The organism is Mycobacterium sp. 20KCMC460, assembly GCF_022179425.1.
GTDB classification, from domain to species: domain Bacteria; phylum Actinomycetota; class Actinomycetes; order Mycobacteriales; family Mycobacteriaceae; genus Mycobacterium; species Mycobacterium kiyosense.
This window is the reverse complement of record NZ_AP025524.1, coordinates 4,012,100-4,037,866: the sequence shown is the minus strand read 5'-3', so window position 1 is coordinate 4,037,866 and position 25,767 is coordinate 4,012,100. Positions and strand designations below refer to the sequence as shown.

General features: G+C 66.1%; 29 protein-coding genes and 2 pseudogenes. 13 read left to right on the top strand and 18 right to left on the bottom strand.

Features of this window, described 5'->3' with window-relative positions; all coding sequences use genetic code 11:
* The first annotated feature begins 25 nt into the window (after positions 1-25).
* Positions 26-241: a hypothetical protein gene (locus MKCMC460_RS18730; protein ID WP_236982408.1), complete on the top strand. Its 216-nt coding sequence runs from the start codon at positions 26-28 to the stop codon at positions 239-241.
* A 32-nt stretch (positions 242-273) separates the two neighbouring features.
* On the opposite strand, the gene MKCMC460_RS18725 is transcribed toward MKCMC460_RS18730, so the two are convergent.
* The gene (locus MKCMC460_RS18725) at positions 274-1,242 is read right to left on the bottom strand and encodes an aldo/keto reductase (RefSeq protein ID WP_236982410.1); all 969 of its coding nucleotides are present in this window, start codon (positions 1,240-1,242) and stop codon (positions 274-276) included.
* A gap of 33 nt (positions 1,243-1,275) precedes the next feature.
* Positions 1,276-1,593: a hypothetical protein gene (locus MKCMC460_RS18720; protein ID WP_236982412.1), complete on the bottom strand. Its 318-nt coding sequence runs from the start codon at positions 1,591-1,593 to the stop codon at positions 1,276-1,278.
* A gap of 251 nt (positions 1,594-1,844) precedes the next feature.
* Here MKCMC460_RS18720 and MKCMC460_RS18715 point away from each other — a divergent pair, with 251 nt between their 5' ends.
* Positions 1,845-2,627, top strand: a complete 783-nt coding sequence (locus MKCMC460_RS18715; RefSeq protein ID WP_236984005.1) for an SDR family oxidoreductase — start codon at positions 1,845-1,847, stop codon at positions 2,625-2,627.
* 30 nt (positions 2,628-2,657) lie between these two features.
* Here the strand turns inward: MKCMC460_RS18715 and MKCMC460_RS18710 are convergent, their stop codons facing one another.
* Positions 2,658-3,260, bottom strand: a complete 603-nt coding sequence (locus MKCMC460_RS18710; RefSeq protein ID WP_236982414.1) for a PaaI family thioesterase — start codon at positions 3,258-3,260, stop codon at positions 2,658-2,660.
* A 118-nt stretch (positions 3,261-3,378) separates the two neighbouring features.
* On the opposite strand from MKCMC460_RS18710, the gene MKCMC460_RS18705 reads away from it, so the two are divergent.
* Positions 3,379-4,053, top strand: coding sequence for a PadR family transcriptional regulator (locus tag MKCMC460_RS18705; RefSeq protein WP_236982416.1), 675 nt, complete (start codon positions 3,379-3,381; stop codon positions 4,051-4,053).
* Position 4,054: 1 nt separating this feature from the next.
* Here the strand turns inward: MKCMC460_RS18705 and MKCMC460_RS18700 are convergent, their stop codons facing one another.
* Both MKCMC460_RS18700 and MKCMC460_RS18695 read right to left on the bottom strand, forming a co-directional pair.
* Positions 4,055-4,306: a hypothetical protein gene (locus tag MKCMC460_RS18700; protein ID WP_236982418.1), complete on the bottom strand. Its 252-nt coding sequence runs from the start codon at positions 4,304-4,306 to the stop codon at positions 4,055-4,057.
* A pseudogene (locus tag MKCMC460_RS18695) lies at positions 4,303-4,540 on the bottom strand (3-ketosteroid-delta-1-dehydrogenase); the annotation flags it as partial. The gene MKCMC460_RS18700 and the pseudogene MKCMC460_RS18695, both read right to left, overlap by 4 nt.
* A 90-nt stretch (positions 4,541-4,630) precedes the next feature.
* Between MKCMC460_RS18695 and MKCMC460_RS18690 the strand changes: the two are divergent.
* The 8 genes from MKCMC460_RS18690 (at position 4,631) to MKCMC460_RS18655 (ending at position 11,383) form a co-directional block, all read left to right on the top strand.
* On the top strand, positions 4,631-5,767 hold the full coding sequence (locus tag MKCMC460_RS18690) for a Rieske 2Fe-2S domain-containing protein (RefSeq protein ID WP_236982420.1): 1,137 nt from the start codon (positions 4,631-4,633) through the stop codon (positions 5,765-5,767).
* Between the two features lie 11 nt (positions 5,768-5,778).
* Entirely contained in the window at positions 5,779-6,045 is a 267-nt protein-coding gene (locus MKCMC460_RS18685) for a ferredoxin (protein ID WP_236982422.1), read from the top strand.
* 125 nt (positions 6,046-6,170) lie between these two features.
* Complete coding sequence (locus MKCMC460_RS18680) at positions 6,171-6,521, top strand: hypothetical protein (RefSeq protein WP_236982424.1); 351 nt, start codon at positions 6,171-6,173, stop codon at positions 6,519-6,521.
* A 47-nt stretch (positions 6,522-6,568) separates the two neighbouring features.
* The gene (locus MKCMC460_RS18675; protein WP_236982426.1) at positions 6,569-9,025 is read left to right on the top strand and encodes a hypothetical protein; all 2,457 of its coding nucleotides are present in this window, start codon (positions 6,569-6,571) and stop codon (positions 9,023-9,025) included.
* A 1-nt stretch (position 9,026) separates the two neighbouring features.
* Complete coding sequence (locus tag MKCMC460_RS18670; RefSeq protein WP_236982428.1) at positions 9,027-9,725, top strand: hypothetical protein; 699 nt, start codon at positions 9,027-9,029, stop codon at positions 9,723-9,725.
* Positions 9,726-9,727: 2 nt separating this feature from the next.
* On the top strand, positions 9,728-10,072 hold the full coding sequence (locus MKCMC460_RS18665) for a hypothetical protein (RefSeq protein WP_236982431.1): 345 nt from the start codon (positions 9,728-9,730) through the stop codon (positions 10,070-10,072).
* Positions 10,072-10,587, top strand: coding sequence for a hypothetical protein (locus tag MKCMC460_RS18660; RefSeq protein WP_236982433.1), 516 nt, complete (start codon positions 10,072-10,074; stop codon positions 10,585-10,587). Before MKCMC460_RS18665 ends, MKCMC460_RS18660 begins: the two co-directional genes overlap by 1 nt.
* On the top strand, positions 10,580-11,383 hold the full coding sequence (locus MKCMC460_RS18655; RefSeq protein WP_236982440.1) for an SDR family NAD(P)-dependent oxidoreductase: 804 nt from the start codon (positions 10,580-10,582) through the stop codon (positions 11,381-11,383). Before MKCMC460_RS18660 ends, MKCMC460_RS18655 begins: the two co-directional genes overlap by 8 nt.
* A gap of 62 nt (positions 11,384-11,445) precedes the next feature.
* Here the strand turns inward: MKCMC460_RS18655 and MKCMC460_RS18650 are convergent, their stop codons facing one another.
* The 7 genes and pseudogenes from MKCMC460_RS18650 to MKCMC460_RS18620 form a co-directional block, all read right to left on the bottom strand.
* A complete protein-coding gene (locus tag MKCMC460_RS18650) occupies positions 11,446-12,519 on the bottom strand; it encodes a hypothetical protein (RefSeq protein WP_236982443.1) in 1,074 nt (357 codons plus the stop codon).
* 11 nt (positions 12,520-12,530) lie between these two features.
* The gene (locus MKCMC460_RS18645; protein ID WP_236982445.1) at positions 12,531-13,457 is read right to left on the bottom strand and encodes an alpha/beta hydrolase; all 927 of its coding nucleotides are present in this window, start codon (positions 13,455-13,457) and stop codon (positions 12,531-12,533) included.
* Positions 13,454-14,280: pseudogene (locus MKCMC460_RS18640) on the bottom strand (SDR family NAD(P)-dependent oxidoreductase). The gene MKCMC460_RS18645 and the pseudogene MKCMC460_RS18640 overlap by 4 nt, the downstream one beginning before the upstream one ends.
* Positions 14,277-14,756 (bottom strand): nuclear transport factor 2 family protein, encoded by a 480-nt coding sequence (locus tag MKCMC460_RS18635; RefSeq protein WP_236982447.1) that lies wholly within the window; start codon positions 14,754-14,756, stop codon positions 14,277-14,279. Before MKCMC460_RS18635 ends, MKCMC460_RS18640 begins: the two are co-directional and overlap by 4 nt.
* Positions 14,757-14,820: 64 nt before the next feature.
* Entirely contained in the window at positions 14,821-15,807 is a 987-nt protein-coding gene (locus MKCMC460_RS18630; protein ID WP_236982449.1) for an acyl-CoA dehydrogenase family protein, read from the bottom strand.
* Positions 15,804-16,952 carry an acyl-CoA dehydrogenase family protein gene (locus MKCMC460_RS18625; protein ID WP_236982451.1) on the bottom strand — a complete coding sequence of 383 codons (1,149 nt, stop codon included), beginning with the start codon at positions 16,950-16,952 and terminating at the stop codon, positions 15,804-15,806. Before MKCMC460_RS18625 ends, MKCMC460_RS18630 begins: the two co-directional genes overlap by 4 nt.
* On the bottom strand, positions 16,934-17,713 hold the full coding sequence (locus MKCMC460_RS18620; RefSeq protein WP_236982453.1) for a crotonase/enoyl-CoA hydratase family protein: 780 nt from the start codon (positions 17,711-17,713) through the stop codon (positions 16,934-16,936). The genes MKCMC460_RS18625 and MKCMC460_RS18620 overlap by 19 nt, the downstream gene beginning before the upstream one ends.
* A gap of 113 nt (positions 17,714-17,826) precedes the next feature.
* On the opposite strand from MKCMC460_RS18620, the gene MKCMC460_RS18615 reads away from it, so the two are divergent.
* Positions 17,827-19,716, top strand: a complete 1,890-nt coding sequence (locus MKCMC460_RS18615; RefSeq protein ID WP_236982455.1) for an NAD(P)/FAD-dependent oxidoreductase — start codon at positions 17,827-17,829, stop codon at positions 19,714-19,716.
* A complete protein-coding gene (locus tag MKCMC460_RS18610; RefSeq protein ID WP_236982461.1) occupies positions 19,713-20,585 on the top strand; it encodes an SDR family NAD(P)-dependent oxidoreductase in 873 nt (290 codons plus the stop codon). Before MKCMC460_RS18615 ends, MKCMC460_RS18610 begins: the two co-directional genes overlap by 4 nt.
* 9 nt (positions 20,586-20,594) lie before the next feature.
* On the opposite strand, the gene MKCMC460_RS18605 is transcribed toward MKCMC460_RS18610, so the two are convergent.
* The 6 genes from MKCMC460_RS18605 to MKCMC460_RS18580 all read right to left on the bottom strand — a co-directional run bounded on the left by MKCMC460_RS18605 (position 20,595) and on the right by MKCMC460_RS18580 (position 25,679).
* Positions 20,595-21,206 carry a Dabb family protein gene (locus MKCMC460_RS18605; protein WP_236982463.1) on the bottom strand — a complete coding sequence of 204 codons (612 nt, stop codon included), beginning with the start codon at positions 21,204-21,206 and terminating at the stop codon, positions 20,595-20,597.
* Positions 21,199-21,546: a hypothetical protein gene (locus MKCMC460_RS18600; protein WP_236982465.1), complete on the bottom strand. Its 348-nt coding sequence runs from the start codon at positions 21,544-21,546 to the stop codon at positions 21,199-21,201. Before MKCMC460_RS18600 ends, MKCMC460_RS18605 begins: the two co-directional genes overlap by 8 nt.
* A 64-nt stretch (positions 21,547-21,610) precedes the next feature.
* Positions 21,611-22,528, bottom strand: a complete 918-nt coding sequence (locus tag MKCMC460_RS18595) for an alpha/beta hydrolase (protein WP_236982467.1) — start codon at positions 22,526-22,528, stop codon at positions 21,611-21,613.
* Positions 22,525-23,352, bottom strand: coding sequence for an IclR family transcriptional regulator (locus tag MKCMC460_RS18590; protein WP_236982469.1), 828 nt, complete (start codon positions 23,350-23,352; stop codon positions 22,525-22,527). Before MKCMC460_RS18590 ends, MKCMC460_RS18595 begins: the two co-directional genes overlap by 4 nt.
* Positions 23,353-23,575: 223 nt before the next feature.
* On the bottom strand, positions 23,576-24,484 hold the full coding sequence (gene bphC / locus MKCMC460_RS18585) for a biphenyl-2,3-diol 1,2-dioxygenase (RefSeq protein WP_236982471.1): 909 nt from the start codon (positions 24,482-24,484) through the stop codon (positions 23,576-23,578).
* 10 nt (positions 24,485-24,494) lie between these two features.
* Complete coding sequence (locus tag MKCMC460_RS18580; protein ID WP_236982473.1) at positions 24,495-25,679, bottom strand: acyl-CoA dehydrogenase family protein; 1,185 nt, start codon at positions 25,677-25,679, stop codon at positions 24,495-24,497.
* Positions 25,680-25,767 lie beyond the last annotated feature (88 nt).

The following is a 25,767-nucleotide window of genomic DNA, read 5'->3' as shown; positions in this document are numbered from 1 at the left end:
CGTGCCGAGTGGTTATCCGCCAACAATGACTGTGTTTCGGGCCATTGATCCGCGGGGAGCGGTCGTGGCGTGCAGTGACTTCGATACCGCTGAGGCGGCGCACCGCTGGTTCGCCGATGTGATCGAGGGTCGTTACGCGCCGGGCTGGCGCATGGAAGTCGACGACGACGGGTACTGGGCGGGCTTCGACGACACCGGCGGCTTCACGGCGCCGCTGAGTCGCGGCGCCATGCGCCGCTAGTTGCAGCACCGTGCGCCGCTGACGAATTCGCGCTAACGCCCGATCTTTTCACGGACCAGCTCGGTGAGAAACCGGCCCGCGGAGACCGGCTGGAACGCGCGGGCCGCGGCGGTCAGCGCGTCGCGCGCTTCGTTGCTCAGCTCCACCTCCGCGGCGGCCACATTGAACTCCAGCTGCTCCACGCTGGAGGCACCCGGGATGGCGACCACACCGGGCAGGCTGATCGGCCACGCCAGAGCGACCTGCGCGGGTTTGGCGCCGGCTTCGGTGGCCACGTCGCGCAGCGTCTGCAGCAGCGGCTCGATCCGGCGCAGGTTCTCGGTGCCGAACAGCGGGTTGACCGAGCGCACACCGCCGGGCCGGTTGTCCACGCCGTACTTGCCGCCGAGCAGTCCTTGGGCCAGCGGGCTGTAGGCGATCACGATGCGGTTCTCCCGCTCGGCGAAGGGCACCATGTGGTCCAGCGCGCGCGGGCGGGCCAGCGAGAATTCCACCTGGTTGCTGATGACGGGCCGGCCGAGGGCGGCGTCGGCCTGCTGCCAGCGGGACAGCGAATAGTTCGAAACGCCGGCCGCGCCGATCTTGCCGTCGTCGAGGAGGTCGCGCATGCCGGGCATGATGACCGTGTCGGGGACCAGCGGGTTGGGTTGGTGGATCTGGTACAGCGGGATGCGGTCCAGTTGCAGGCGGCGCGCGCTGGCGCGTTCGCGTTGCTTGATGATCGCGGGGAACGGCGCGACCGGGAAGACCTTGCTGGCCACCGCGACGTCGGCGCGTTCGTCGCCCAGTGCTTCGCCCAGGATGCGTTCGCTCTTGCCCAGCCCGTATACCTCGGCGGTGTCGAACAGTGTCACGCCGAGGGCGCGGGCGCGCTTGACGATGTCGCGGGCGGCGCCGGAGGCGTAGTCGTCGCCGTAACCCCATTCGCGGGAGCCGAACTGCCACGTCCCGAGACCGATCCGGCTGACCTGTCCGACTCCGTCGACCTGTAGGTATTTCATGGGCCCACCGTATACCCGGACGCTGCAGCCTACTTAGCTGGCTGGTGGGGGAGCCGGCCGGTCGGAATGTGCCTGGTGCCAACGAAGTTCGGCGGCACGAACCTTGCGGTGGGTGTGTCGCAGCCAGATCAGCCCCGCGGCACCGGCGACCAGGGCCAGCGCGACTGACGCGGCTCCGGGTGCGACGTGGCCGGTGGCGAAGGCGGCCAAACCGATGACCAATGCGATGACACCGATGGCGACCCCGGCGATTCCGGGCCCGTTCGCGCCGTTCTTGATGGCTTCGCCGGCGTGCTTACGGGTGGTCCGATAGTGGTCCACCGGGTCCGTCTCGGATTCGTCCAACGTCACTCCGTGTCGAGAAATGTTGTCAGCCAACGCCGTTCGCGTGGCGATCTTAAGATGGTCGGCCCGCATGCGTATCAACACGATTTACCCCGACGGCGCAGGTGTTAAACGCGAGCCGGTGCCCGCGGGGCAGTGCGAGTGCGGCGTCGACCCCGGGTTTAGGGCAACGGCATGCTCCGAAAACGGTAACCCCGTTCTCCGCCGCTTGGGCCGGTGTGTCACACTTCGCTGCGGAGGTCGATATGGCGAGAACAGTGGTGATCGGAGCCTCGAGCGGGTTGGGGCGCTGTATTGGTGTCGGCTTGGCAAAGCGCGGCGATCAGGTCGCGTTGCTCGCCCGGCGGCGTGAACGCATCGAAACCGCCGCGCATGAAGCCGGATCGGCGGCGGTCGCCGTGGAGTGCGACGTGACCGACCAGGCATCGGCCCGCGCAGGCATCGACGCTGCCGCCGATGCGCTGGGCGGCATCGACAACGTCGTCTACACACCCGCGATCAGCCCGCTGGTGCCCTTGGCTGACACCGACGCCGCAACCTGGCGGCGCGTGTTCGACACCAACGTCATCGGTGCGGCGCTGGCCACCGCGGCCGCCGTGCCACATCTCACCGCTTCTGCCGAGAAAGCAGCAGGCAAAGTCATATTTCTATCCTCGGACGCGGGCACGTTCGGTCCGCCCTGGCCGGGACTGGGCGCCTACGGTGTCAGCAAAGCGGCCTTGGAGCGGCTCGTCGAGGCGTGGCGTGCCGAGCATCCCGACATCGGCTTCACCAACTTGATCGTGGGCGAGTGCGCCGGTGGCGAGGGCGACGCGCAAACCGGCATGAACGCCGGCTGGGACCGCGAGCTGACGATGCAGGCCTACCCGCTGTGGGTGTCACGAGGCTGCATGCCAGGCAAATTGATGCCCGTGGAAGATCTCGTCGACGTCGTGCACACGATCCTGCGCACCGACGCCTGCACGTCGATGCCGGTGGTCGTCGCCCGGGGTGCGCCGGCCGCCGCGGGAGCGGTGCTGTCCAACGGCCAGAAGTCGTAGCCGCCCGGCCCGACCATCTTCGTCTGCGGTTCAGCTGTCACGCGGGTGGATGAAGATACCTTCGGCGGATACCGTGACGCCCTCGGCGTCGCTGATCTGGCCGGCCGCGAAAGTCTTGACACCTTGCCGACTTTCGACCCAGGCCTCGGCGCGCAACGGCTGCCGCAGCGGAGTGCGTCGGTGATAGCGCAGGGTCAGCGTCCCGGTGTAGGCGGGCCGTCCCGGTTGGTGCGCGGTGGCCCCGAGCACGTGGTCCAGGATCATGGCTGAAACGCCGCCGTGCACATGTCCCATTGGCCCTTCGAAGGCGGCCCCCAGCGTGAACTCGGTCCACGCCGACCCGTCGCTCTCGTAGTGGACGACCAACGGGGGAGCAGACGGGTTGCGAACGCCGATAACGACATTGCCCGATGCGACGCCCTGGCCGTCCTGGACTCTGCGTTCACCGAACGTGCCGGGCATCAACTCAGCGCTGAGTTCGCTTGTGACGCTGTCGATCTTGGCTCGCGCGGCAGCGATGACGTCGTGGCTGACCTCGGTACGGATTGTCGCGTCGATCAACCGCCGCACCGACACCGCCAGTGACTCGTACACCGGCAGCGAATCTGTCATCGACGCAAACGAATCCACCATGTCCGTCACCATAGAGCAGCACCGGTGACCAGTCGGCGCGGCCCTGTGCCGCGACTTGGTGTCCCGGCCAGTGGTCAGGCTAGGGCGCATCTCCGCGCCGAATTGTTAATCTGGCGCGATGGACCAGCCCAGCGACAAGGTCAAGGCGGCGCTCGCCGCGACCAGCTGGGCGCTGCTGGGCATGATGTCCTACGAAGAAGAAGTCTCCGGCTACGACCTCAAGAAGTGGATCGACTGGAGCGTCGACCTCTACTACTGGAGTCCGTCCTACAGCCAGATCTACACCGAGTTGAAGAAGCTGGAGAGTCTCGGCCTGGTCACCTCGCGCGTCGAGCGCGACGAAGGCACCCGCAGCAGGCGGCTCTACAAGATCACCCCGACGGGGATGGCCGCGATCACCGACTGGACCAACAACGCCCCCTTGGACCCGCCGGTGCTCAAGCACAGCATGCTGCTGCGGGTGACGTTCGGGCATCTGAGCAACCCGACCCGGCTCAAGGAGCAGCTGCAGGATTACGTGGCCTACGCCGAAGCCAGGCATCGCAAAGCGGTCGAGGACGCTGAGGGTGCGGAAGTCGAACCCGCTTGGGCGTATTCGGTGATCGCGCTGCGATGGGCGGCCAAGTACTACGCCGCCGAGCGGGAATTCGCCTTGGAGCTGATGAAAGAGATCGACGAAGCCGACGCGATCATCAGCAAAGCCGGCAAAGGCGGGTTCGGCCAACCGCGTCCCACCCCTGGTTTCTGGCGCGAGGTGGAGAAGCAGGTCGAGGCCAAGCGCGCTGCCGAGTAGGTCAAACCGGTTGCTTGACAGCGCATTTGCTGTCCACCCAGGCCAGTATTTCGGATACGCACGCGCCGATGTTGCCGATCTGACAGTGATTGCCGGCTTGTTCGGCGGCAGTGAACAATCGGGTGGTGACCGGCGAGCGTGCCGAGGTGAGATTGGCGGCCTGGCGCTGCAGTTGGTGCAACGGGACGTAATGGTCGTCGGCACCCGCGAGTAGCAGGGTGTCGGCAATCGTGCTGCCGTCCTCGCGCAGCACCCGCCCAGGTCGGACAGCACCATCTTCACCGCGTAGAACGGCGCGCCGACCAGAGCGCGAAGATTGGGATTGGGCGATGCCGGCGTCATACCATGCCTGCGGTACTTTCATCCGCGGAAACAGTGCGGCGCCAAAGACATAGCTGTTGCGGTAGTGCTGGTCGAAGATGATCCACATCGACTCGACAGGGCTGGCGTGGCGCTCGAGGTCGAGCAACCGCTGACCGAGCGACATAGGCCCGCGCGGTGCCGGATTGGAAGATGCATCCTGGTCACCGGGACATCTCGCTGCCGTCTGAGCGGCCGGAGGCGTTGAATGGAACCCATGATGTCGCAATCCGATGCCGACGAGATCCGGCTCATCGAAGCGCAGGCCGCCCCGACGCGGTTCGCCCGCGGCTGGCACTGCCTGGGGCTGGTCCGGGATTACGGGGACGGCAAGCCGCACGCGGTCAAAGCGTTCGGTCAGCAGCTCGTCGTGTTCCGCAGCGCAGACGGCAAAATCAATGTGCTGGACGGCTTTTGCCGGCACATGGGCGGGAACCTGGCGGAGGGGACCGTCAAGGGCAACGAGATCGCCTGCCCGTTCCACGATTGGCGCTGGGGCGGTGACGGCCGCTGCAAGAAGGTCCCCTACGCCAAACGCACGCCGCGACTGGCCCGCACCGCGACCTGGACCACGCTGGAACAGGACGGCATGCTGTTCGTCTGGAACGACCCGGAGCACCACCCGCCGCCGCCCGAGGTCACCATTCCGCGCATCGACGGAGCAACCAGCGACGAATGGACCGATTGGCACTGGTACACCACCGTGGTCGGCAGCAACTGCCGCGAGATCATCGACAACGTTGTCGACATGGCCCACTTCTTCTACATCCACGGCTCGCTGCCCACCTACTTCAAGAACATCTTCGAAGGCCACGTGGCCACCCAGTACATGAACGGGGAGGGCCGGCCCGACATGGGGTCCGGAGGTGTGGCGCTGCTCGGCACCACGTCGGTGGCATCGTATTTCGGGCCGTCGTTCATGATCGACGACCTGACCTACCACTACGACGACGGCGACCAGCGGACCATCCTGATCAACTGCCACTATCCGATCGACGCGAGTTCCTTTGTGCTGCAATACGGAATTATCGTCAAGAAGTCGTCGAGGCTGCCCGACGAGCAGGCTATGCAGACCGCGATCAGCCTCGGCGACTACGTGAAGATGGGCTTCGAGCAAGACGTCGAGATCTGGCGGCACAAGGCGCGCATCGACAACCCGTTGCTGGTCGAGGAGGACGGACCGGTCTACCAACTGCGGCGCTGGTACGACCAGTTCTACGTCGATGTCGCCGACGTGCAGCCAGACATGGTGGACCGCTTCGAATTTGAGCTGGACACCACGCGACCGCACGAGGCATGGATGAAGGAGATCGAGGCGAACTTGGCTGCCCGCGCGGGCTCAGCCAGCCGTTAACCTCTGCAGCGATGCGGACCGACAACCGGCTCGACGACATGCCGATGGCACCTGTCGGGTGCCGCCGATGCGGTGCGCGGGTGCTGGTCCGCAAGAGCAGCTGGAACCAGACCAGCGTGCAATGGAACGCGGCGGCGTCAGACGCGTGCCTGGAACGCCGCGAGGCCGACCGGATCGCCGGGCATCATCGGGCCCCGTTCCTGGTCTGCTCGGCGCTGCGTGCATCGATCGAGGATGCCGTTGCGGCTGGAGAACTCGTCGTCGTCGACGGCTCGTAGGGGCGGACGCGGCCGAATTCTGCCGACTGAGTACACACCTGCTGCTGAATCTCGTGCGGATATTGTCCTACGCCGTGCATTAGGGTTCGATTTGGATCGCTGCGATCGTGCGGAGGGGGAGGCGAGTGGCGCCATTACTCGAGGTGAACGTGCAAAACGTGCTGGCCGGGGTGAAAACCATCGCCGCAGCCAAGACAACTGTGGCCGCGATCCACGCACCGGATACGGGAAGTGCTGCTGGTGGTTTGGCCGGCTTCGAGACCGCAGGCGCTCTGGGTGGTGTGCAGGAAGCGGTGGACGACTCGCTGCGGGTCGTCGCAGGACGATACGAGAAGTTGGCCGATATGATCCGCACGTCGGTGACCTTGATGGATGTACTTGATCAAGTATTACCCGCGCAGGCGAGGCAGGAGTTGCTGACCAGGACAGTCGGAAAGGCGATGACAGCGCTGGGTGATATGAACCCGGCTGCCTAGTTCCGGATCATTTCCTTCATAGCCGAGGACGTCCGGGGGGTTGATTCTTGACGCGTCCGCAGAAATCAGTCGTATATAAGGCAAACGCCAACGCGCTGGGTGATCTCGCCGCTCCGACGCGCGAGGTGGGCCGCAAGATGTTGGAGGCCGCCGAAAGCGTCCGTAACTCCGTGCACGGGTTGGACTGGAAGGGCGACACCCAGAACGCGTGTGACGGGCGGGCCGACCGGGAGCTGGCCCAGGATCGCAAAGTCGCCGCGGGCTACGAAGCGCTGGCCACGGCGTACGAAAACGGCAAGACGACGATGCAGCCGATGATCGACAGTCTGCGCAATCAGGCCAAGGGCCTGGAAAACGACTCTTTCAACGTCTCCGAGGACTGGGTTGTCACCGACAACTACAACTACGGCATGGGCAAGCTGGCCATGGTTCTGACGGGTAGCACCGAGCAGGACGCCCAGCACGCGATGGACGATCTCAAGGCTAAGCGCGGCGAGGAAGCCAAGACCGCGACCACGAACCTGCAGAAGCTCGCGGGCGAACTGGGGGTCGCCGATACCAACACCAAGAACGCGATCAACGCGGCGAAGAACGACATCGGTGCCGCCGCCCCGCTGGCGGCGGGCTTGGTGGGCGGACAACAGGCTCGCGACGACGCAAGTGCCGTGCTGGCCGGAAATGCGACACCCCAGCAGGTAGCTCGGGTGCGTGCCGCGTTGACATCGTGGACGCCAGAGGAATTGGCGGCGTTGGCGAGTGGCAGGCCGGCCAATATGCCCCAGGGCCAGTTCGACTACCTGACGTCGTTGATGCAAGCGATGGATGGCCAATCGCCGGCAGCCATCGACGCGGCGATGGGCAAATATGGCTTGCAGGGGGCAATGGGCGACGGCATGCGGATGATGGGCAACCCCAATATCCACACGGCGCTGGGTGGCAACGGAGGTCTGAATACGCTTCCCGCCAAGGTGCGGGAATTGCTCACCAAAGACCCGGTGACAGTGCTCGGGACCAACCCGGAGGTGGCGGCCAAGTCGATTCCGATCACGCAGTTCAACGCGATGAATGACATGCTGGGCAGGGGCAACAGAGCATTGGGCCTGGGGTCGGACGTGGACCGGGCAATGCTGAATCAGGCGTCGCGAATCGCCGCGGGCGAGCATTCGAAGGTTTCTTTGGTTTCTGATCCCGATGCGCCTAAGCGGAATGCCGGCAATTACCTCACCGAAGGCCAAATCAACAACACGGTCAGCGCGATGATGTCGAACGCTTCCATCGATCACCAAGCGGTGACCGACTTCCTGCATGCCGGACCGGCAATGGATCGGGTCAATGGTGGCCACTTCGACAACAACCAAGCATTTACTTCTCTGGCAACCGCGAAATTCGGCCCGAATGACCATGGCTGGAAAGACATGCTGGATTGGATTGGTCCCAACGCGCACACCCCCGGTTTCGAGGGACACGAGGCGGCCGTGGCCGCTGATTCGCTGGCTCACCTGACCGCAAACAATCATGAATTATTGGGCGGACGAATCCCGATCTTCGACTACGGAGACCATCCGAGCGGCCGCTTCGAAAGTCTGGGACAGCGCGATCCGGAGCTGGTTCAGGCGTTGACGCGCAACCTCACTCCCTACTTCGGCAATCTCGGCGGTGTCGAGGTGCCGGGTATCGACACGTCCGGTATTCCCGGTTTTAAGAACTCGACTGAGTTTCAGAATCTCTTCGAAGTGCTGTCGTCGGACAAAGCCTCGGCGGTGGCGCTGCAAGCTGCGGGCGCATCGTGGGATCACTACTATGCCGAGCGTTTCGGCGAGACCGGCAGAGTCGAGTATGCGCGTGCCGCCGGCCAGCTGGAAACGGCACTGCACAATGGTTACCAGGCGGAACTCGAAGACATGAAACGCAACGGCGACACCGCCCGGATCTTGGACTACAACCAGAGATCGGCCGACTGGGACAGCAGGAAAGGTATGCTCAGCGATGTTTTCGGGGCGTTGCCCTTGAGTAAGCTCCCCGGCGGTGACGCTTTGTCATTCCTCGGCAAAATGGTCATCGACGGATACAACCCGTACTTGAAACTCGACGAGATCCCCCCGGTAACGCCAGGCAATGCGCCGGTGGATCCCGTCGCAGCAGCGCTGGCTGCCAACGACCGCCAGTTCAAGGTTCTCACCGACCAGATCTATCACGACTACAGCATTGTCGAAGGCTATGAGGTTCGCGACCCGTCGGTGGTCGGCGCTTTTCAGAATGTGCAGACGCGCAACGGCCCGGTGAATTTCTTCGTGCCGGACGGTAACAATGGCTGGAAACTGGACTGGAACGCTGTCACAAAAAACAGGGACGATTTTATACAGATTTACTCGAACCTCGAACAAGGCGGCCAGCTGAAGGTTGGCGGCTGGCGCGAATCCTATGCGTACGGCACGGACAATACCGTGATCGATCCGGTCGGGCTGCCCGATCCTGGAAACGTGTCCACGCCGCCCGGGCGCTGACGTGCTCGTCGATTCAGTAATTGGCCGCGCCTTTGCGAGCATTACCTGCGCGGTGGCGGGTGTGCTGGTGTTGGTCAGCTGCTCTTGCGCGCACACCCCGGCCACTTCCAAGGTGCCGACTACTTCGATCGCCGCGCCGGCCGGCTACCAGATACCGCGCAATGTGCTGTATGCCGAGCATTGGGTGGTAACACCGGCGGTCGATTTGATGAGCTCGGAGGGCACCTACATTCGCGCCTACACCGAAGCCAATCACGTCGCCGACGACAACGTCGACCGAGCCGAAGGTTCGTATCCAGGTTTTGCCAAAGCCGCCCGGGATCGGAGCTATGACTGGTTGGGAACGGGCCTCCCGGCTAAAGGCTTCTATACCAACTGGGTGCTCAACTTCGCGGTGGCACCCGATGGTTCGGCGACGGCAACCGTCTGCTACGCCGGTGAAGTCTCGCTCAACGGTTCGTTCCCGGACAACTACGGAATTTTCAAGCGCACCATTACTTTTCAACGGACTGGGGTCGCTCCGCCCTCGAATCAGAAAGGTCCAGCGCGTGCGCCGGTCGCGTCAGTGTTCGGCGATTGGTATACGAGTAAGTTCCTCTCGATGTACCCGCCATGGGATCCTGAGTGTGCGGCCGATCCGCCCCCTGTGGACAAGGGTCCGGTTTCCTCGCCGGGTTGGCCGGATCACCTCGGGACTTAGCTGTGGCTGATACCTCGCATCTGCCTCCGGAGGTGCTCTATGCCCTGCGGACGGGCAAGCTTCCGCCGCACCTGCTCGAGGCGCACCCCGATGTCGTCACTGAGGTCGAAGAGTCGCCGGATGACCCCGATGCCGACGACTTCCGACGCAAGTATCAGGCCATGGTCAATGAAGCGATCGAGGACTGGCTTGACGACAACCCTGGTAACGGCGGTCAAATCCCGACCGACGAACGGTTGCGTATCGAGGAATACTGCGAGCGTCAGATCCAGCATCAGTGGCGGATGTTCATCCGAAAACGCGATGGACTCGACCGCGAGAACGACGACGAAGGTTATGAATTTTGATGAGCGGCAACCGAATTCACAGCGGGCGCGCAACCTACGCCCTGTTGCTGGCTGCCGCGATGGCAGGCGTTACGGCGGCCGCTCTGACACTGCTGCCGTGGGTCGTTTTCGACGGTCCGCAAGTGTCGCTGCGGTGGAACGGTCTGGGCAACTACGTCGGCGAGCACGCACGGTATTACGGCGGAGAAATCGACACCGTCGGTGCGGCCGGGTGGATCGTCCTGATCAGTTCCGTCCTAGCGGTCCTTGCCCTCATCGGAGGCACGCACCTGCGACGGCTGTGGTTTCTGGCCTGTGGATGTGCTGTCATCGCTGTTGCTACCCCGGTGTTATGCCTTACCTTTCCGGCGCTGGCGGTTCGCGAAGTGAGGGACGCGGTCGGCTTCTCTGCTGTCGACGACCGATATCTGCTCAATTCGGGGGTGCTGGTGGCCGTGGCTGCCGCCACGTCGGTGTTGTTCGTCTGCGCAGCCCTCATCGGGCCCCGCCAACCGCAGGTCGCACAAGATGACTGACTCGGCCAGGGTCGCGGTGGTAACCGGGGCCAGTCGCGGTGCGGGCCTTGGTATCGCCACGGCATTGAGTGCGCAAGGGTGGCGGGTGTATGGGACGGGACGCAGCATCACTGAGGCGCCCGCTGGGGGCGTTGCCGTTCGCGTCGACCACAGCGACGACGATGCCGTCGCCGCGCTGTTCGGGCAGGTGGCATCCGCTGAGGGGCGGCTGGATCTGCTGGTCAACAATGCCGCCGTCATCTCCGACGAACTGGTGAGCCCAAAACCGTTCTGGGAGAAGCCCCTTGCTCTCGCCGACGTGCTGAATGTCGGGCTGCGGTCTTCTTATGTGGCGTCGTGGTACGCCGCGCCGCTGCTCGTCGCGCAGCAGCGGGGCCTGATCGCCTTCACCTCGTCCCCGGGGTCGGTGTGCTACATGCACGGGCCGGCCTACGGGGCTCAGAAGGCCGGGGTGGACAAAATGGTTGCCGACATGGCCGTCGACTTCCGCGGCACGGGTGTCGCGACGGCTTCGATCTGGATGGGCATCCTGCTCACCGAGCGACTGCGCGGCGCGTTCGCCGGCAACGCAGCAGCGCTGGCGAAGACCGCCGAACATGCCGAAACCCCGGAGTTCACCGGTTATTTGATCGATGCGCTGTACGGCGACCCGGCGCTGGATGAGCTCAGCGGGCAGACGTTCATCGGCGCCGAACTGGCCGAACGCTACGGCATCACCGACGAGGGTGGCCGGCGGCCGCCGTCGCACCGGCACCTGGCCGAGCCCCGGGTGCCGAGCACGGTAGTGGTGCGGTAGCGCTTCGTTGACACTGCGCTGGCGGCGCGGTGCACTCGAACTTCTGTGCCCTCACCGCAGGATCAAATGGAAAATGCGCTGATCGGTGCGTCCTCGGGATAGACCGTCGGCCCGCCGATGTCATAGGCGGCGTTCAGCGCGGCGATGAACGCAGGATCATGCAATGGCTCGCTCGGGATGTCGAGCTTGCCGCCGCGGGCGTTGATGTCGTCGACCATGATGTCGATGGCCTTCTCGATGGTCAGGTCGTCGCAGCCTTCCATGTTCTTCTTCAGCTCGTCTCGGTCGGTGAACACCTCGGCCGACCAGTGCACCAGGAAACGCAGTTCGTCGGTGCGGTGGCGGGCGATCACCTGCTCGTCGTTCTTCAATAGCCAGCAATCTTTTTCGTCCGGATCACCGGTGAACACGGTGTCGAAGCCGAGGCCCGACGGAATCTGTTGTTCCAGTGGCCCGTTGGCCTCCCCGCGATGCACCATCATCTCGTTCTGCACCAGCACGCCGCGGTTGTAGATCGGCGGCAGCACCCGCCGCGGCGCCTTGAGTGGACCATCGGGCCAATAGGTGAAGCCGCTGGTGCCGTCCAAAGAGAACCAGGTGATCACCTGAGCCATCTTGATCAGATAGTCGCGAAACAGGCCGGACTTGCCCATCACGCTGGTGAGCCAGGTCGGTGCGTTCTCGTGCCGCACGCCGCGGAAACTCGGCGCATCCAGATGTCCCGGATCGCGATTGGCGCACGGCCCGTTGATGTTGAACAGCATCATTTCCGGCTTGGCGTACTCGGCGTTCCAGTAATCCTTGGCCAGTTGCAGGAACCGCTCGTTGTAGAAGCAGTCGTGCAGCTGCGGATAGAGCACCGCGCCGTAGTTGGCTAAATATCCGCGGAACGTCGGGGTGAGGAAAAGATCCAGCGACGGCGTGTAGCCGTCGGGGAACAGTCCGCTCATCGTCGCGATCAATTCGTCGGCCGAGGCGAAGTGCTGGGCGATAATCAACCGCCACGGCCCTTCGGTGCGCACCACGTCCAGCAGTCGTTCGCGTTGGTCGTCGGTGTAGACGTCGTCGACCTCGCGCGGCGGGGCGGCCGGGCGTAACACGTCGGAAAGTTCGCGGCGCCGCTCGTCGGTGAGCATCTGTCGTCTCCTTATGGGGTTGGCAATGACGATGTCTTGTCGCAAAAGGGCAGCGGATGAGCGAATTTGGCGCGCAGCAGGCCGCCGAGTTCGGCGATCGCCAGCCGGCCGCGTGCCGTCGCCTCGGGCCGCATCAGGAACCCGTGGTACATCCCCGGATAGCGGGTGAGGGTGGTCTGCACGCCCGCCTCGCGCAGCCGGTCGGCGTAGCGTTCGCCCCAATCCCTGATCGGGTCGCAGCCCGCCGTCACCACGATGGCCGGCGGCAGCCCGCTGAGATCCTCGGCGTAGGCCGGGACGAGATAGGGGTCGGCATCGCAGTGGGCGAGGCCGTGCAGGTAGTCGATATCGTCGCGGCACAGCATCGGGGCATCGGCCAGGTAAATGATCGACGGAGCGGTCATGTCGCGATCCAGACCGGGATACAACAACACCTGCAAGCAAATGCCCGGACCGTGGCGATCACGCGCGGCCAGCGCCACCCCGGCCGCCAAGGCGCCGCCCGCGCTGTCGCCCACGACGACGAGGTCGTCGGTCCAGGGTTGTCGGGCGGCCCACTCGGTGGCGGCGTAAGCGTCGTCGAACTGTGCCGGTGGCGGCGATTCGGGCGCCAATCGATAGTCGACGGCGACGACGATCGCTCCCGATGCTGCCGCCAGCGCGCGGGCCAGCGGTTCGAAGGAGTGATTGGACCCCATCACCAGCCCGCCGCCGTGGAAGTACACCAACACCGGACCGACGGAATCGGTTGTCGGACGATAGATCCGGACCGGAACGGAATCCGCGAGAGTCTCGGTCACGTCGCACATCGCCGGCATGTTTTCGGGCAGGGGAGCGCCTTCGATCGCCGCCCGCACCGCGGCCAGACCGCGCACCCGCATCGGCGGGAGATCACCAAATGAGGCGACCCGTGCCGCGGCGTCGGGATCCAGCGTCATTTCAGAGCCGGAGGACTTTGCGCGGCAAGCACTTCGGCTCGCTGCTTCATGGCCGAGGTGACCGAATCCTGGGTCACCAGATAGAACCGGCCCTTCGCTGCTTGCTCGAACAACGTCTGCGCGGCCGCCAGCGGATCCATGGCCGCGGCCTTAATGTCCAGCATGGCCGCGCGCTGCGCCTCGGCCGAAGCGGTGTCACCGCCCCCATCGACCCCGCCCGCCGACTCGAAGATGTTGGAAACCACGGCGCCGGGCAGCACCGCCTGCACGTGAATGTGGTTGCCGTGCCCGGCTTTCTCGACGTCGAGGCGCAGGCACTCGGTCATCGCGAGCACCGCGTGCTTGCTCATGATGTAGGGCGCCTGCAACGGGATCGCCACCACGCCGCCGACCGAGGACAGATTCCACACACCCACGCCGGATCGTCGGTAGCCATCATCTTCGGCAGAAACGCCCGGACCCCGTGGAAGACGCCGCTGATATTGACGTCGACCACGCGTTGCCAGTTGTCCAGCGGGGTGTCCCACAAGTACCCGAACTGCTCGACTCCGGCGTTGTTGACCAGTAACCGCACCGGACCGATATCGCGGTAGGTACGGTCGGCCAAGTCCTGCACCGCATCCGGGTCACGCACGTCGCACACCACATCGACGGCCCCGCCACCGAGTTCGTCGTGCAGCGCCGCGACGGCGTCGGCATCGATGTCGGCCAGGACGACGGTCATGCCCAACCGGTTCGCGTACCGCGCCAGTCCCGCACCGATCCCCGCGCCGGCGCCGGTGATCACGGCCACACCGCCGCAGAACGCGTCGCGGACGCTCACGACCCGGCGGTGCTTGCTGCGTGCCGCTCGGCCAGCAGCACCGAGTTGGTGGTGTCCAGTACAACCTCCATGTCAGTGATCTGCAGTCCGTCACCGTCGCGGCGTACCCCGACTTCGCTGATACCGCTGGACACCGCGAACGGCACGAAGTCGGCGATCTGGTTGACCAGGATGTAGAACCGTGCCCGCGTCACCACACCGTCGCTGCTGATGCGGTGCAGGTTGGTGGCGTGGTGGCGCAGCGGGTAGGGGCTCTGCTCGCGGTGCTCCGCAAGCCATTCCAGCACCGCGGCACGGCCGTGCAATTCCGGTGACATCAATTCTTCGAATGGGCTTGCGCCGCTGTCACTTCGGCTGATGTAGCGGACGTCCTGCGCGTAGCGCGCGGCCAGCTCGTCGTAGTGCGCTTCGTCGTAGTGGTACCAGAATTCGCCAATGAACTCCTGTAGTTCGGGCAGGCTGATGTCGGTGTTCATGATGGGCAGTCAACCCCGGCCCGGTCGTGGCGGCACCGCAGTTGTCCGGTGAGTGGAACAGTGATCAGGATCCGGTGATCAGCCCCCACAGTCCTCCGGCGCTCGCGTACATCGCCGAGTCGGTGACCTGGTCGTCCCAGTACCGCACCGAACCGAACTCCGACCGCCACGCCAGAGCGGCCCGGGTGAATTCGTGCAACCGGTGCTCACGGGTGGTGCCGATCGCCCCGTGCACCTGATGCGCGTTGCGCACCACCACCGAAGCCGCATGCCCTGCGCACGAACGTGCCACGGCGACAAGGAATTCCAGATTTTCCGCCGCCCAGTCGCTGGTGACCCCGACGGCCAGCGCGGCCTCGGTGGCAGCCCGGGCGAGTGCGGCCTCGGCGGCGATATCGGAGACCAGGTTCTGCACGGCCTGGAATTTCGACAGCGGACGGCCGAACTGGATGCGCGAACTCACATGCTCGATGGACAGTTGCAGAATCTGATCGAGTGCGGCACACACCTGAATGGCGCGCACCAGCCCGGACTTCAGCCGCAGCTGGGTGACCAGCGGTAAACCCACCTGCACGCCCTGCAGCCCGGTCAAAGAGGCGGCCACTTCGTCGCGGGGTTCGCCGATCAGGTTGGCGCCCGGGGTGATCGTGAGCTCCTCGGCGGCGACATCGGCGACCTGGAATCCGCCGTCACCGCGCCATACGACCACCACACGGTCGGCCGTGTCCGCCCAAGGCACGTCACGAGCGCGCCCCTGCTTGTCGAGCATGCACACCGTGCGCACCGCGCCGTCGACCGCCAGCCCGCTGGACTCCAGCAGCCAGCATGCCAATAAGTCGTGTTCCGCCAACGGGATTCGTGCTCCATGACGGGCCGCGGCACTGAGCAGTTCGGCGGCTTCGAACCAGCCGGCTCCGCTGCCGCCGTGTTCTTCGGCGCCGGTCAACCGCACCAGCCCCAGCTCATCGAGCCGCTGCCACAGCTTCGGGTCGTGGGCGTACTCGGCGAAGACGGCGCCCATCATGTCCACCAGGTCCGGGTCGACACTCATCGCATCCCCAATCCGCGCGCGATGACCCCGCGCAGCACCTCGTTGGTGCCGCCGCGCAGGGTGAAGCCGGGCCGCTGATCCACCGCTGCCCGCGTCAACTCCGTGAAGATCGCGTCGGGGGAGTCCTGCAGGTCGGCGAATTCGGCGATGTCACCCTCGGTGGTGGTGCCCAGCACTTTGACGACCGCCGCAGGCACGTCGGCCGGCTCGTGGCGCTCCAGCGCCCCGGCCACCGCGGTGGACATCTGGTGCAGGCCCGCGACCCGCGCCACCAGTCTTCCCAGACCGGCGTCGCGGGGGATGGTGTTGGCGGCCATCCGGTCGGCGCAGGCCGCCAGCAATCCGAACGTGGACAGGAATCGTTCGGGCCCGCTGCGTTCGAAGCTCAGCTCGGAGGTGACCTGCTTCCAGCCGTCGCCGATCTCGCCGAACACCATGTTGTCGGGCACGAACGCGTTGTCGAAGATGACCTCGTTGAAGTGGTGCGCGCCGTTCATCGAGATGATCGGACGCACCTCGATCCCGGGGCCGTGCAGGTCGACGAGGAACTGGCTGAGCCCGGCATGGCGGTTCGACGGGTCTACCGGCGCGGTGCGGGCCAGCGCGATGAAGGCGTGCGCCAGGTGTGCCCCCGAGGTCCACACCTTGGTGCCCGACAGCGTCCAGCCGCCCTCCACCTGCTCGGCCTTGGTGCGGACGCTGGCCAGGTCGGAGCCGGAGTCCGGTTCGCTCATCCCGATGCCGAAGAAGCACTCGCCGCGCACGATCCGCGGCAAGAAGTGCCGCTTCTGCGCTTCGGTGCCGTATTTGAGCAGCGACGGCACGATCTGGCGGTCGGCGATCCAGTGCGCGGCCACCGGGGCGCCGGCGGCCAGTAGCTCCTCGGTGACCACGAATCGCTCCAGAAACGAGCGACCGTGCCCGCCGTACTCGGCCGGCACGGTCATACCGAGCCAACCGCGCTCGGCCAACGCCGCGGTGAAGTTCTCGTCCCAGCGGGTCAGCCACGCGTCGACGGACGGGGTGAACGCGCCCGCCGCGATCTGCTCGGCGACGAACATGCGCACCTCGGCGCGTAATTCCCGGGTCGCTGCGTCGTCGATTCCGGCGGGCGGCACCAGCCTGATCACTGCCGTGTCCGCCACTTGGCGATGCGTTGCTCGTGCTCGGGATCGCGGTGGGCCAGTGGTTGCATGGCGGCGGCCATGGCCAGTGTCGTCTCCAGGGAACCGGTGCGCGACTCCTGCAACAACCGCTTGGCCATCCGCAGCGCGTGCGGGGGGTTCTTGGCGATCCGCTCGGCGAGTTCCCGCGCCGCCGGCAGCAGGTCGTCGTGCGGCACCACCCGGCTGACCAGACCCCACTCCAGGGCCGTCGCCGCGTCGACGCGGTCACCGGAGAAGGTCATCTCCGCGGCCCGCTCGTAGCCGGCGGCGCGCTGCAGAAACCAGGTGCCGCCGTCCCCGGGAATGAGGCCGAGCTGAACGAAGCTCTCCGCGAAAGACGCACGCTCGGAAGCGATTCGGATGTCGCACATCATCGCGACGTCGCAGCCGGCGCCGATCGCGGCGCCGTTGACGGCGGCGATCAGCGGTACTTCGAGGCGCCCCAGCGCCCGCGGAATGCGCTGAATTCCGTCCACGTAGGCGTAGCGCTGGTCGAGCGCGTCGAGGCCGAAGATGCTCGTCTTGTCGGCCATCTCCTTGACGTTGCCGCCGGCCGAGAAGATCTTGCCCTCACCGGTCAGGATCACCGCCCGGATCTCGGTGTCGAGGTTGGCGGAGTCCACCGCGGCTTCGAACGCGGCGATCACATCCTTGCCGGTGATCGCGTTGCCGACTGAGGGCAGGTTGATCGTCCAGGTCCGGATCGGTCCGGAGTCGGTGATTTCCAGGGGGTTGCTCATGCTGGCAACTGTAGGGACTGGCTTTTTGGCGGTTGCCGCGACACCGAGTTAGGTGTCCCGCTGAGAGGAAACGACCGCCGCAACTGCACCTGGTGCCTCCGATACTGAGCCACATGACCGTGTGCCTCGACGAACTCCGGGCCAACCTGCGCGCCGCCGATCCGGGCGTCCTGGTCGCGGTGCTGGCCCAACTCACCGGCGACCCGTCGGTGGTTGACACCTTCGGGCCGCGGATCTCCCACGTGCCCGATCCGCCCGAGCGCGCCGGGGTCACCGATCCGGCCACTGCCGAAGCTTTGGTCGACGCGGTGGTGGCCGCCCTCGGCGCCGAGCGGTCGGCGGGTGCGCTCGCCGCCGACGATCCGGCGATGTTTCGGCGGCTGCTGCCGGTGGCGCTGGGCGGCCAGGTAGACGACGAGTTCGTGCCATTGCTGCTCGAGCAGGGCGGCTTTCAGCTGTCCCAGCCGACCCTGCCACGCACCGTGCCGATTCCGCGGACCACCAACGTGGCGATCATCGGCGCCGGCCTGGCCGGCATCATCGCCGCGCTGGCCGCCGCCGATGCCGGGGTCGACTACCGGATCTTCGATCGCAACGACGAGGTCGGCGGGACCTGGCTGACCACCACCTATCCCGGAATCGGCGTGGACACCCCGTCGGCCTACTACTCGCTGTCACGCGAGGTGAACCCGGATTGGACCAGCTACTACCCGCAGGGCGCCGAATACCAGGCCTACCTGGTGGCGCTGGCCGATAAGCATGGCCTGCGCGACCGCACCCGGTTCCGCACCGAAGTCGAAGCCCTGTGGTGGGACGAGGAACGCGCGCAGTGGCAGATCCACGCGGTCGACCGCGACGGCAACCGCGACGTCAGCTACGCGCGCGTCGTGATCACCGCGGCCGGCTACCTCAACCGCCCGCGCTGGCCGGACCTGCCCGGACGAGAAACGTTCGCCGGCAACAGTATTCACTCGGCGCAGTGGGATCCTGCGCTGGATCTGGGCGGACGCCGGGTCGCGGTGATCGGCGCCGGGTGCACGGCGGTGCAGATCGTCGACGCCTGCGTCGACGAGGTCGCGCACCTGACCGTATTCCAACGGCAGCCGCACTGGGTCGCACCACGCAAGCGGCTGACCGACGACGTTCCCGAACATCGCCGCTACCTCGGCCGGCACCTGCCGTACTACGCGAACTGGAACCGGCTGAAGTCGTACTGGGGTACCGCGGACAACAACTATCCGGTCATCCTGCGGGACCCGCAATGGGCCGAAAACCACCTGTCCATCTCGGCGGCCAATGACGTGCTGCTGCAGATGTGCCTGGACTACATCGACCGGACTTTCGGTGCGGGAAGCGAATTGGCGAAGAAGGTCACCCCCGACTTCGCGCCCTACGGCAAGCGGATCATTCGCGACCCCGGTGGTTACTACGCGGCGCTGACCCGCGATCACGTCGATGTCGAGGCCAGCGAACCGGCCGCGGTCAACGCGAAAGGCATTGTCACCCAAGACGGTCGGCAGATCGACCTGGACGTCATCATTTACGCCACCGGGTATCATCTGGACTTCCTGTCCACTATCGACATTCGTGGCCGCGACGGCCGCAAGCTCGCCGACGAGTGGGGTGACAGCCCGGCCGCCTACCGCGGCGGCACCGTGCCCGGATTCCCGAACCTGTTCGTCAACTCAGCACCCAACTACAGCCCCGGCCACGGCGCGGGCGCCAACTTCTCGATGGAGGTGATGGCGCACTACGTCATCGAATGCCTGCAATTGATGGCGCTGCGCGGCGCATCGGTGATGGAAGTCACCCGGCAGGCCTACGACGACTACGTCGCAGGCATCGATCAGACGATGGCCGGCACCGTGTGGTGCCACACCCCCAGCGCGCACACCTACTACCGTTCCGGATCGGGACGGGTGGTGGTCGCCACCCCGTACCGCCTGGTCGACCTGTGGCACCAGCACCGCGCGCCCATCGAAGAACACTTCGACCTGCGATGACCCGATTGCTGCACGGCAGAACGGCTTTGGTGACCGGCAGCAGCCGCGGCATCGGCCGGGCGATCGCACAGCGGCTGGCCGCCGAAGGCGCCACCGTGGTGGTGACAGCGCGGTCCTGGTCGCCGTCGTCATCGACGCGGTCCGGTGCGGGCACGGTACTGCCCGGCACCATCGGCGAGACGATCGCGATGATCGAGGCTGCCGGTGGTCGCGCGATCGGCGTCGCGGCCGACCTCGACGACCCCGCGCAGCGCGACTCGCTGTTCGACCAGGTGATCGACCGCGCCGGCCGCATCGACATCCTGGTCAACAACGCCGGTTTCGCCGACTACGCACCGGTCGAGGACATGACACTGCAGACCTTCGACCGGACCGTCGAGCACTACCTGCGGATCCCGTTCGTCCTCACCAAAGCCGTAGTCCCGACCATGCGCGACCACGGTGGCGGCTGGATCGTCAACATCGGATCGGTCACCGGACTCCCACCGAGCCGTCCCTACCGGGACTACAACAAGACCGCCGGCGATGTGATCTATGCATCCTGCAAAGCCGCGCTGCACCGGTTCACCCAGGGTGTGGCCGCCGAACTACTCGACGACAACATCGCGGTCAACTGCGTCGGTCCATCGACGGCCGTCCGTACTCCCGGTGCGGCGCAACTGATTCCGGACACTTTCCCCACCGAGCCGGTGGAGTATCTGGCCGAGACGGTGCTGGCGATGTGTCAGCTGCCCGCCGCGCAACGCACCGGGCAGCTGGCCTTCAGCCTGCACTATCCGTGGTCGCAGCGCATCGACGTTCATTCGCTGGACGGCACCACGATCTTGGCGCCGTTGCGTCCCCCGCCGGATGCGCGAATAGACGCCTAGCACCCCGGTTCAGCGGGCGGGCAGCGCACAGAAGCTGTGACAAACCCGGTCCCGGACGATGACGTCGGGACATTCCGGGTCGAACCAACGGTCCACCACCGCCCAGTGGATCGGGTGCATCAGGTAGGGGCCGGCCAGACCGTCGACGTCGGTGAACTCCTGCTCGAAGACGTGCGTCCAGGGTGTAGCACCTACCGTTGCGGCGGCCCGGCTCAGCTGCCAGGCGGTGATGGTGTGCACATGGCGCGGTATCGAGCGTAACTCGTCTTCGAACCGCGCCAGCGTGGCGGCGCCGGTTGCCGGCATGACCCGGAGCAACAGGGTGCGGTACACGCTGCCGCGGGTGCTGCCGGTGTGGGTCAGGTCGCCGGTGTAGTCGACCCCGTTGACCCGGGTGATCGCCGAATCGGTCAGTGCCGCGTCGAAATCTTCTTGCAGCGAACGCCATTGGCTTTCGGAGGGGAACCGCAAGTGCACCAGTACGTCGCCACCGTTGCGGGACCCGGGCATGGTCGGTGCCACGATACGACGGGGCGCGTGGGCGGTGCGGGCACGGACCTCGGCAAGGATCCGGTCCCTGTCGCCGGCGTTTACGTCGAGCAGACGGGTGACGCTATACATCGCACAGGCCGTCCACGGCGTCGGCCGCTGCGGCGAACGACCGGGTTCGCTCCATCACCAATTCGGCGTTGCGAGACCACCATTCACCCAGCGCCGGATCCGGTCTGCCTTGCCAGGTCATCTCCCACCACGCCGGCACGCTGGGCAGCGTCCAGGTGATGGTGACGGTGTTGACGTCGTCGTCGAACCAGATCGGTGGGCTGACCAGCACCTCACGCAACGTCATGCCGCGCTGCCGCGCACCTGGTGCGTACTCGGCCAGATAGGTGTCGACGAACCGGCGCGCGCACCCCGGTCGGGTCACCACCCGGTCGATTACGTACACCTTGCCCTCAGTCATCGGCAACCCGCGGTCGCGAATTGGCGCGCCGGCGCGAATCTCCGGCGGGACGACAGCGGCGCCGTCACGTTCGCGACACCAGCGCGGACAGGGCAGCACATGCCTGGCCGTACGCTTGCAGGGCGATGTCCAGCATCGGCATGCTCATGAAACCGTGGATGCCGCCGTCGAATTGGAGTAGCACCACCGACACTCCCGCTGACTCGAGCGCCGCGGCGTAGGCCAGACCCTCGTCGCGCAGCGGATCGTGGCCGGCGATCACCATGACGGCCGGAGGCAATCCGGTCAGGTCGGCGTGTAGCGGCGCGGCGTAGGGATGGGTGCGGTCGCCCGGCACCGGCACGTACTGGTCCCAATACCACTGCATGGCGGTCTTCGGGTTGTAGTAGCCGCGGCCGTACCTCCGGTAGGACTCGGTGTGGAAATCGGCTGCGATCACCGGGTAGATCAGCAACTGCGCGACCAGGTCCGGGCCGCCGCGGTCCCGGGCCATCAGTGCGGTGACGGCGGCCAGGTTCCCACCCGCACTGTCACCGCCGACGGCGACCCGGCCCGCGTCGCCGCCGAACACGCCGTTGACCGCTGCCCGGGCGACGGCATAGACATCCTCGGCCGCCGCGGGCCACCGGTGTTCGGGGGCCAGCCGATACTCCACCGAAACCACAATCACACCAACGTGATTGACGATATTCCGGCATAAGGCATCGTGGCTGTCCAAGTCGCAGAACACGAACCCGCCGCCGTGGGCGTACACCAGCACCGGTAAATCGTCGCCGGGGGGCCGGTAGATGCGGACCGGGATGTCGCCGCCGGGGCCGGGCACCACGTCGTCGCGGACCTCCCCAACGGGTTCGGGTTCGGCCGCCGGGACGAACCGCGACCGGATCACCGCCCTGGCCTGTGCGCCGGTCATGGTGTGCACCGGCGGGAAGCCGGCGTCCAATGTGTCGAGCAGCGCGGCGATCTGCGGGTCGAGGTTCACGCGTATTGCAGGGCGGCGGCCGGCCGGCGGGGTGCCAAGGGCCGCAACGGTTGCAGCGTGGGAGCCACCCGCTGCGGGCCGTCCTCGGCATTGCGCCAGATGTTCATGGCCGTCATGCGTACCGGCGCGGCGAGTCGCTGGTCGAAGGCCATGCGATTCATCGGGCCGCACACCGACACCGCCGCCACGGCCTCACCCGGACCGCCGATCGGGGCCGCGACGCAACCGAAGCCGAGCAGCGATTCCTCCCGCTCGAAGGCGACGCCGTGTGCCCGGACCTTGGCCAATTCGACGGCCAGTTGAGCGCTGCCGGCAATCGAGTAGCGGGTCTTGCGGGTGTGCAGGTCCACCTCGGCGTCCGCATCGCGGTAGGCCAGCATCGCCTTGCCGACCGCGGTGCAGTGCGCAGGCTGACGACCGCCGACCCGGGTGGGCAGGCCGTCGCACACGCGGTCGCCGACCTTGTCCAGATACACCACGTCCGAACCGTCCAGAACCGCGAGATGCACGACAAGTCCTGTCGCCCGATGCAATTCGGCCAGCTGTGGTTTGGCGGCGCGGACCAGCCGGTCCTGGTGCACGGCGAGCGACCCCAGTTCGACCAGTCGCATGCCCAGCTCGTAGTCGCGGCCGCTGCGGCGCAGCCAACGTAGCTGCACCAGCCGTTCGAGCATCCGGTGCGCCGAGGAACGCGGCAGCCCGGTGCGCCGGACGATCTGGGCGAGGGTGAGCCGTCCGGGTCCGTCGAACGCATCGAGGACCAGCGAGATGCGGTCGATCACGGCGCTCGGTGTGGTTGCTTCGGCCGTCGCGGTCCCTGCCATCGGTCCTCCAAAGGGCTGTGTATCTAGCTGGCATATTCCTATTAGGAATAGCTGTTTCTACCACACGCTGTGTGCGTTGTCACACAAATCGGCAATGCGCAGGGGACCGCGGGCTGTGCGAGCCACCCGGGACTCGCGCGGGCCCCAGGACTCGCGAACGGCACCCGGATGCGATTTCGGCGCCGGATTTCTCGGTGTGGTTACGCTCGAGGGCCCAGCAGGGTCAGGGCCGCATGGCCGCCGGCAGGTCGCTCACCCACTGGTGACCCCAGTAGCTGTCAGCGGTGATTTCCTCTGCGGTGTAATAGGTTTCGTCGACGCGCATACCGTCGGTGCCGAATTCGATGTCCCAGTCCCCAGGCGTGCGGACGTAGAACGAGACCATCTTGTCGTTGGTGTGCCGGCCCAGGGTGGACGACAACTGAATGCCCTCGGCATTGATCCGGTCCAGCGCCTGCCCGACCGCGTCGAGGGTGTCGACCTCCACCATGACGTGCACGACGCCCGGGTCGCGCTGGTGCATGGCCGGGCAGATCGCCAGGCTGTGATGGCGTGCGTTGATGCCGAGGAAGCGCACCCGGATCGGGCCGAATTCCGGTGGGGCCGGAATCCGGAAAGCGCCGCGGGAACGGAAACCCAGGACGTCGGCGTAGAAGTCGAACAGCCCGCCGGGGTCGGTGGCCGGCATGACGACATGGCCCAGGCCCTGATCGCCCGTCACAAATCTCGCGCCGAACGGCGTGATCACCGGGCTGTGGTCGAGCACTGCGCCGTGGAACACCTCGAGTGTGGTGCCGGCCGGATCCTCGAAGGTGATCACCTCTTCGACGCGACGGGCGTCGGCGTCCTGCTGGGACAGTTCTTTGAAGGCCACACCGGCGCTGTCCAGGGTCGCCTTGACCCGCTGCAGGGCGCGGCGATCTCTTACCTCCCAGCCAACGGTGCGCACCCGTTCGCTGTCGCCGGGCACGAAGATGATCCGGGCCGCGCGTTCGTCCATCCGGAGATACAGCGCGTCGGGGTCGGGTCCGGAGCCCTTGGCGAAGCCCAGCACATCGAACGCGAAATGCCGCCAGCGTTCCATGTTGTTGGTCGAAACAGTGATGTAGCCAAGGCTTTTCAGGTCACTCACGGCAGGCTCCTCAGATCAGCGCACGCAGCGGTCCCATCGGGGGCTCGACGCCGAGCGAGCTCAGTGCCGATGCGTGGTAGATCGTGCCCGGGACGTGGATGGCGTGCATCTGGCCGACGTGCACGTCGCGCCAATACCGTTGCAGCGGTTTGTCCATCCGCGAGGCATTGCCGCCGGAACGGGCGAAGATCTCGTCGACGGCCGATACCGCCCGCCACACCGCGCGGACCTGGGTGCGCCGGCCGGCCGCGCGATCGGCGAACGACACCTCCTTGCCGGCGGCGACCATGTCATAGATGCGATCGGCGTTGGCCAGCAGTTCCTGGCGGGCGGCGTTGATGTCGGCGGCGGCCTCCCCGATCGCGTACATGACGTACGGGTCGTCCTTGATCGCGGTTCCGGTGGCGCCGACCCGCTCACGCTGATAATCCAGATGTGCGGCCAGCGCGCCCTCGGCGATGCCGATGGTGGCCGCCGAGATGCCCAGCGGGAACATTGTCGACCACGGCATCAGGTAGAGCGGCTCGGTCATTCCGGCCTCCCGCTGGGCGGTGCCGTCCATCACCTTCGTCGCGTCCATGGTGCGGTAGGTCGGCACGAACGCATCCTTGACGATGACGTCCTTGGAGCCGGTTCCGCGCAGCCCCACCACATTCCACGAGTCCTCGACGATCTCGTAGTCCTTACGCGGCAGGATCATGTGCAGCATCTGCGGCGGCATCAGCGGTATGCCCTTCTCGTCACCGAGCATGGCGCCCAGGATGATCCAGTCGCAGTGGTCGGTGCCCGAGCTGAATTGCCAGCGCCCGTTGAAGAGGTAGCCACCGTCGACCGGTGTCGCCACGCCTTGCGGCGCGTACGGGGACGCCATCCAGGTGTCGACGTCGTCGGCCCAGATCTCCGCGGCGACCTTCGGGTCCGCGTACGCCAACTGGTATGGGTGCACACCGACCACGCCGACGATCCAGCCGGCCGCCGGATCCAGCGCCGCCGTGGCCATGGTCGTCTCGGCGAATTCGCGCGGGTGCGCCTCGAATCCCTGGTACTGCTTGGTCTGCAGCAGCCGGATCAACCCGGCCGACTTCATCGCCTTGACCGTCTGGTCGGTGAGCCGGCCGATGCGCTCGGCTTCGGGAGCCTGCTCGCGCAGTTGGTCGGCCATCTCGACAACTCGGTCCAAAACCCGCTCGCTCATCCTGACGTCCTTTACCTGTGTGGGCCTGTGTCCGGTTTACCGCACCAGGCGCCCGGACTCACCGGGGATCCCGATGAATGGACTGAAA

Coding starts and splice junctions, on each gene's coding strand:
- MKCMC460_RS18685 (WP_236982422.1), top strand. CDS start 5,779: ATGCGGACCGACAACCGGCTCGACGACATGCCGATGGCACCTGTCGGG.
- MKCMC460_RS18730 (WP_236982408.1), top strand. CDS start 26: ATGACTGTGTTTCGGGCCATTGATCCGCGGGGAGCGGTCGTGGCGTGC.
- MKCMC460_RS18600 (WP_236982465.1), bottom strand. CDS start 21,546: ATGACTGAGGGCAAGGTGTACGTAATCGACCGGGTGGTGACCCGACCG.
- MKCMC460_RS18650 (WP_236982443.1), bottom strand. CDS start 12,519: ATGCTCACCGACGAGCGGCGCCGCGAACTTTCCGACGTGTTACGCCCG.
- MKCMC460_RS18590 (WP_236982469.1), bottom strand. CDS start 23,352: ATGGCAGGGACCGCGACGGCCGAAGCAACCACACCGAGCGCCGTGATC.
- MKCMC460_RS18605 (WP_236982463.1), bottom strand. CDS start 21,206: ATGTATAGCGTCACCCGTCTGCTCGACGTAAACGCCGGCGACAGGGAC.
- MKCMC460_RS18580 (WP_236982473.1), bottom strand. CDS start 25,679: ATGAGCGAGCGGGTTTTGGACCGAGTTGTCGAGATGGCCGACCAACTG.
- MKCMC460_RS18630 (WP_236982449.1), bottom strand. CDS start 15,807: ATGAGTGTCGACCCGGACCTGGTGGACATGATGGGCGCCGTCTTCGCC.
- MKCMC460_RS18725 (WP_236982410.1), bottom strand. CDS start 1,242: ATGAAATACCTACAGGTCGACGGAGTCGGACAGGTCAGCCGGATCGGT.
- MKCMC460_RS18660 (WP_236982433.1), top strand. CDS start 10,072: ATGAGCGGCAACCGAATTCACAGCGGGCGCGCAACCTACGCCCTGTTG.
- MKCMC460_RS18610 (WP_236982461.1), top strand. CDS start 19,713: ATGACCCGATTGCTGCACGGCAGAACGGCTTTGGTGACCGGCAGCAGC.
- MKCMC460_RS18710 (WP_236982414.1), bottom strand. CDS start 3,260: ATGGTGGATTCGTTTGCGTCGATGACAGATTCGCTGCCGGTGTACGAG.
- MKCMC460_RS18655 (WP_236982440.1), top strand. CDS start 10,580: ATGACTGACTCGGCCAGGGTCGCGGTGGTAACCGGGGCCAGTCGCGGT.
- MKCMC460_RS18690 (WP_236982420.1), top strand. CDS start 4,631: ATGATGTCGCAATCCGATGCCGACGAGATCCGGCTCATCGAAGCGCAG.
- MKCMC460_RS18615 (WP_236982455.1), top strand. CDS start 17,827: ATGACCGTGTGCCTCGACGAACTCCGGGCCAACCTGCGCGCCGCCGAT.
- MKCMC460_RS18635 (WP_236982447.1), bottom strand. CDS start 14,756: ATGAACACCGACATCAGCCTGCCCGAACTACAGGAGTTCATTGGCGAA.
- MKCMC460_RS18705 (WP_236982416.1), top strand. CDS start 3,379: ATGGACCAGCCCAGCGACAAGGTCAAGGCGGCGCTCGCCGCGACCAGC.
- MKCMC460_RS18620 (WP_236982453.1), bottom strand. CDS start 17,713: ATGAGCAACCCCCTGGAAATCACCGACTCCGGACCGATCCGGACCTGG.
- MKCMC460_RS18645 (WP_236982445.1), bottom strand. CDS start 13,457: ATGACGCTGGATCCCGACGCCGCGGCACGGGTCGCCTCATTTGGTGAT.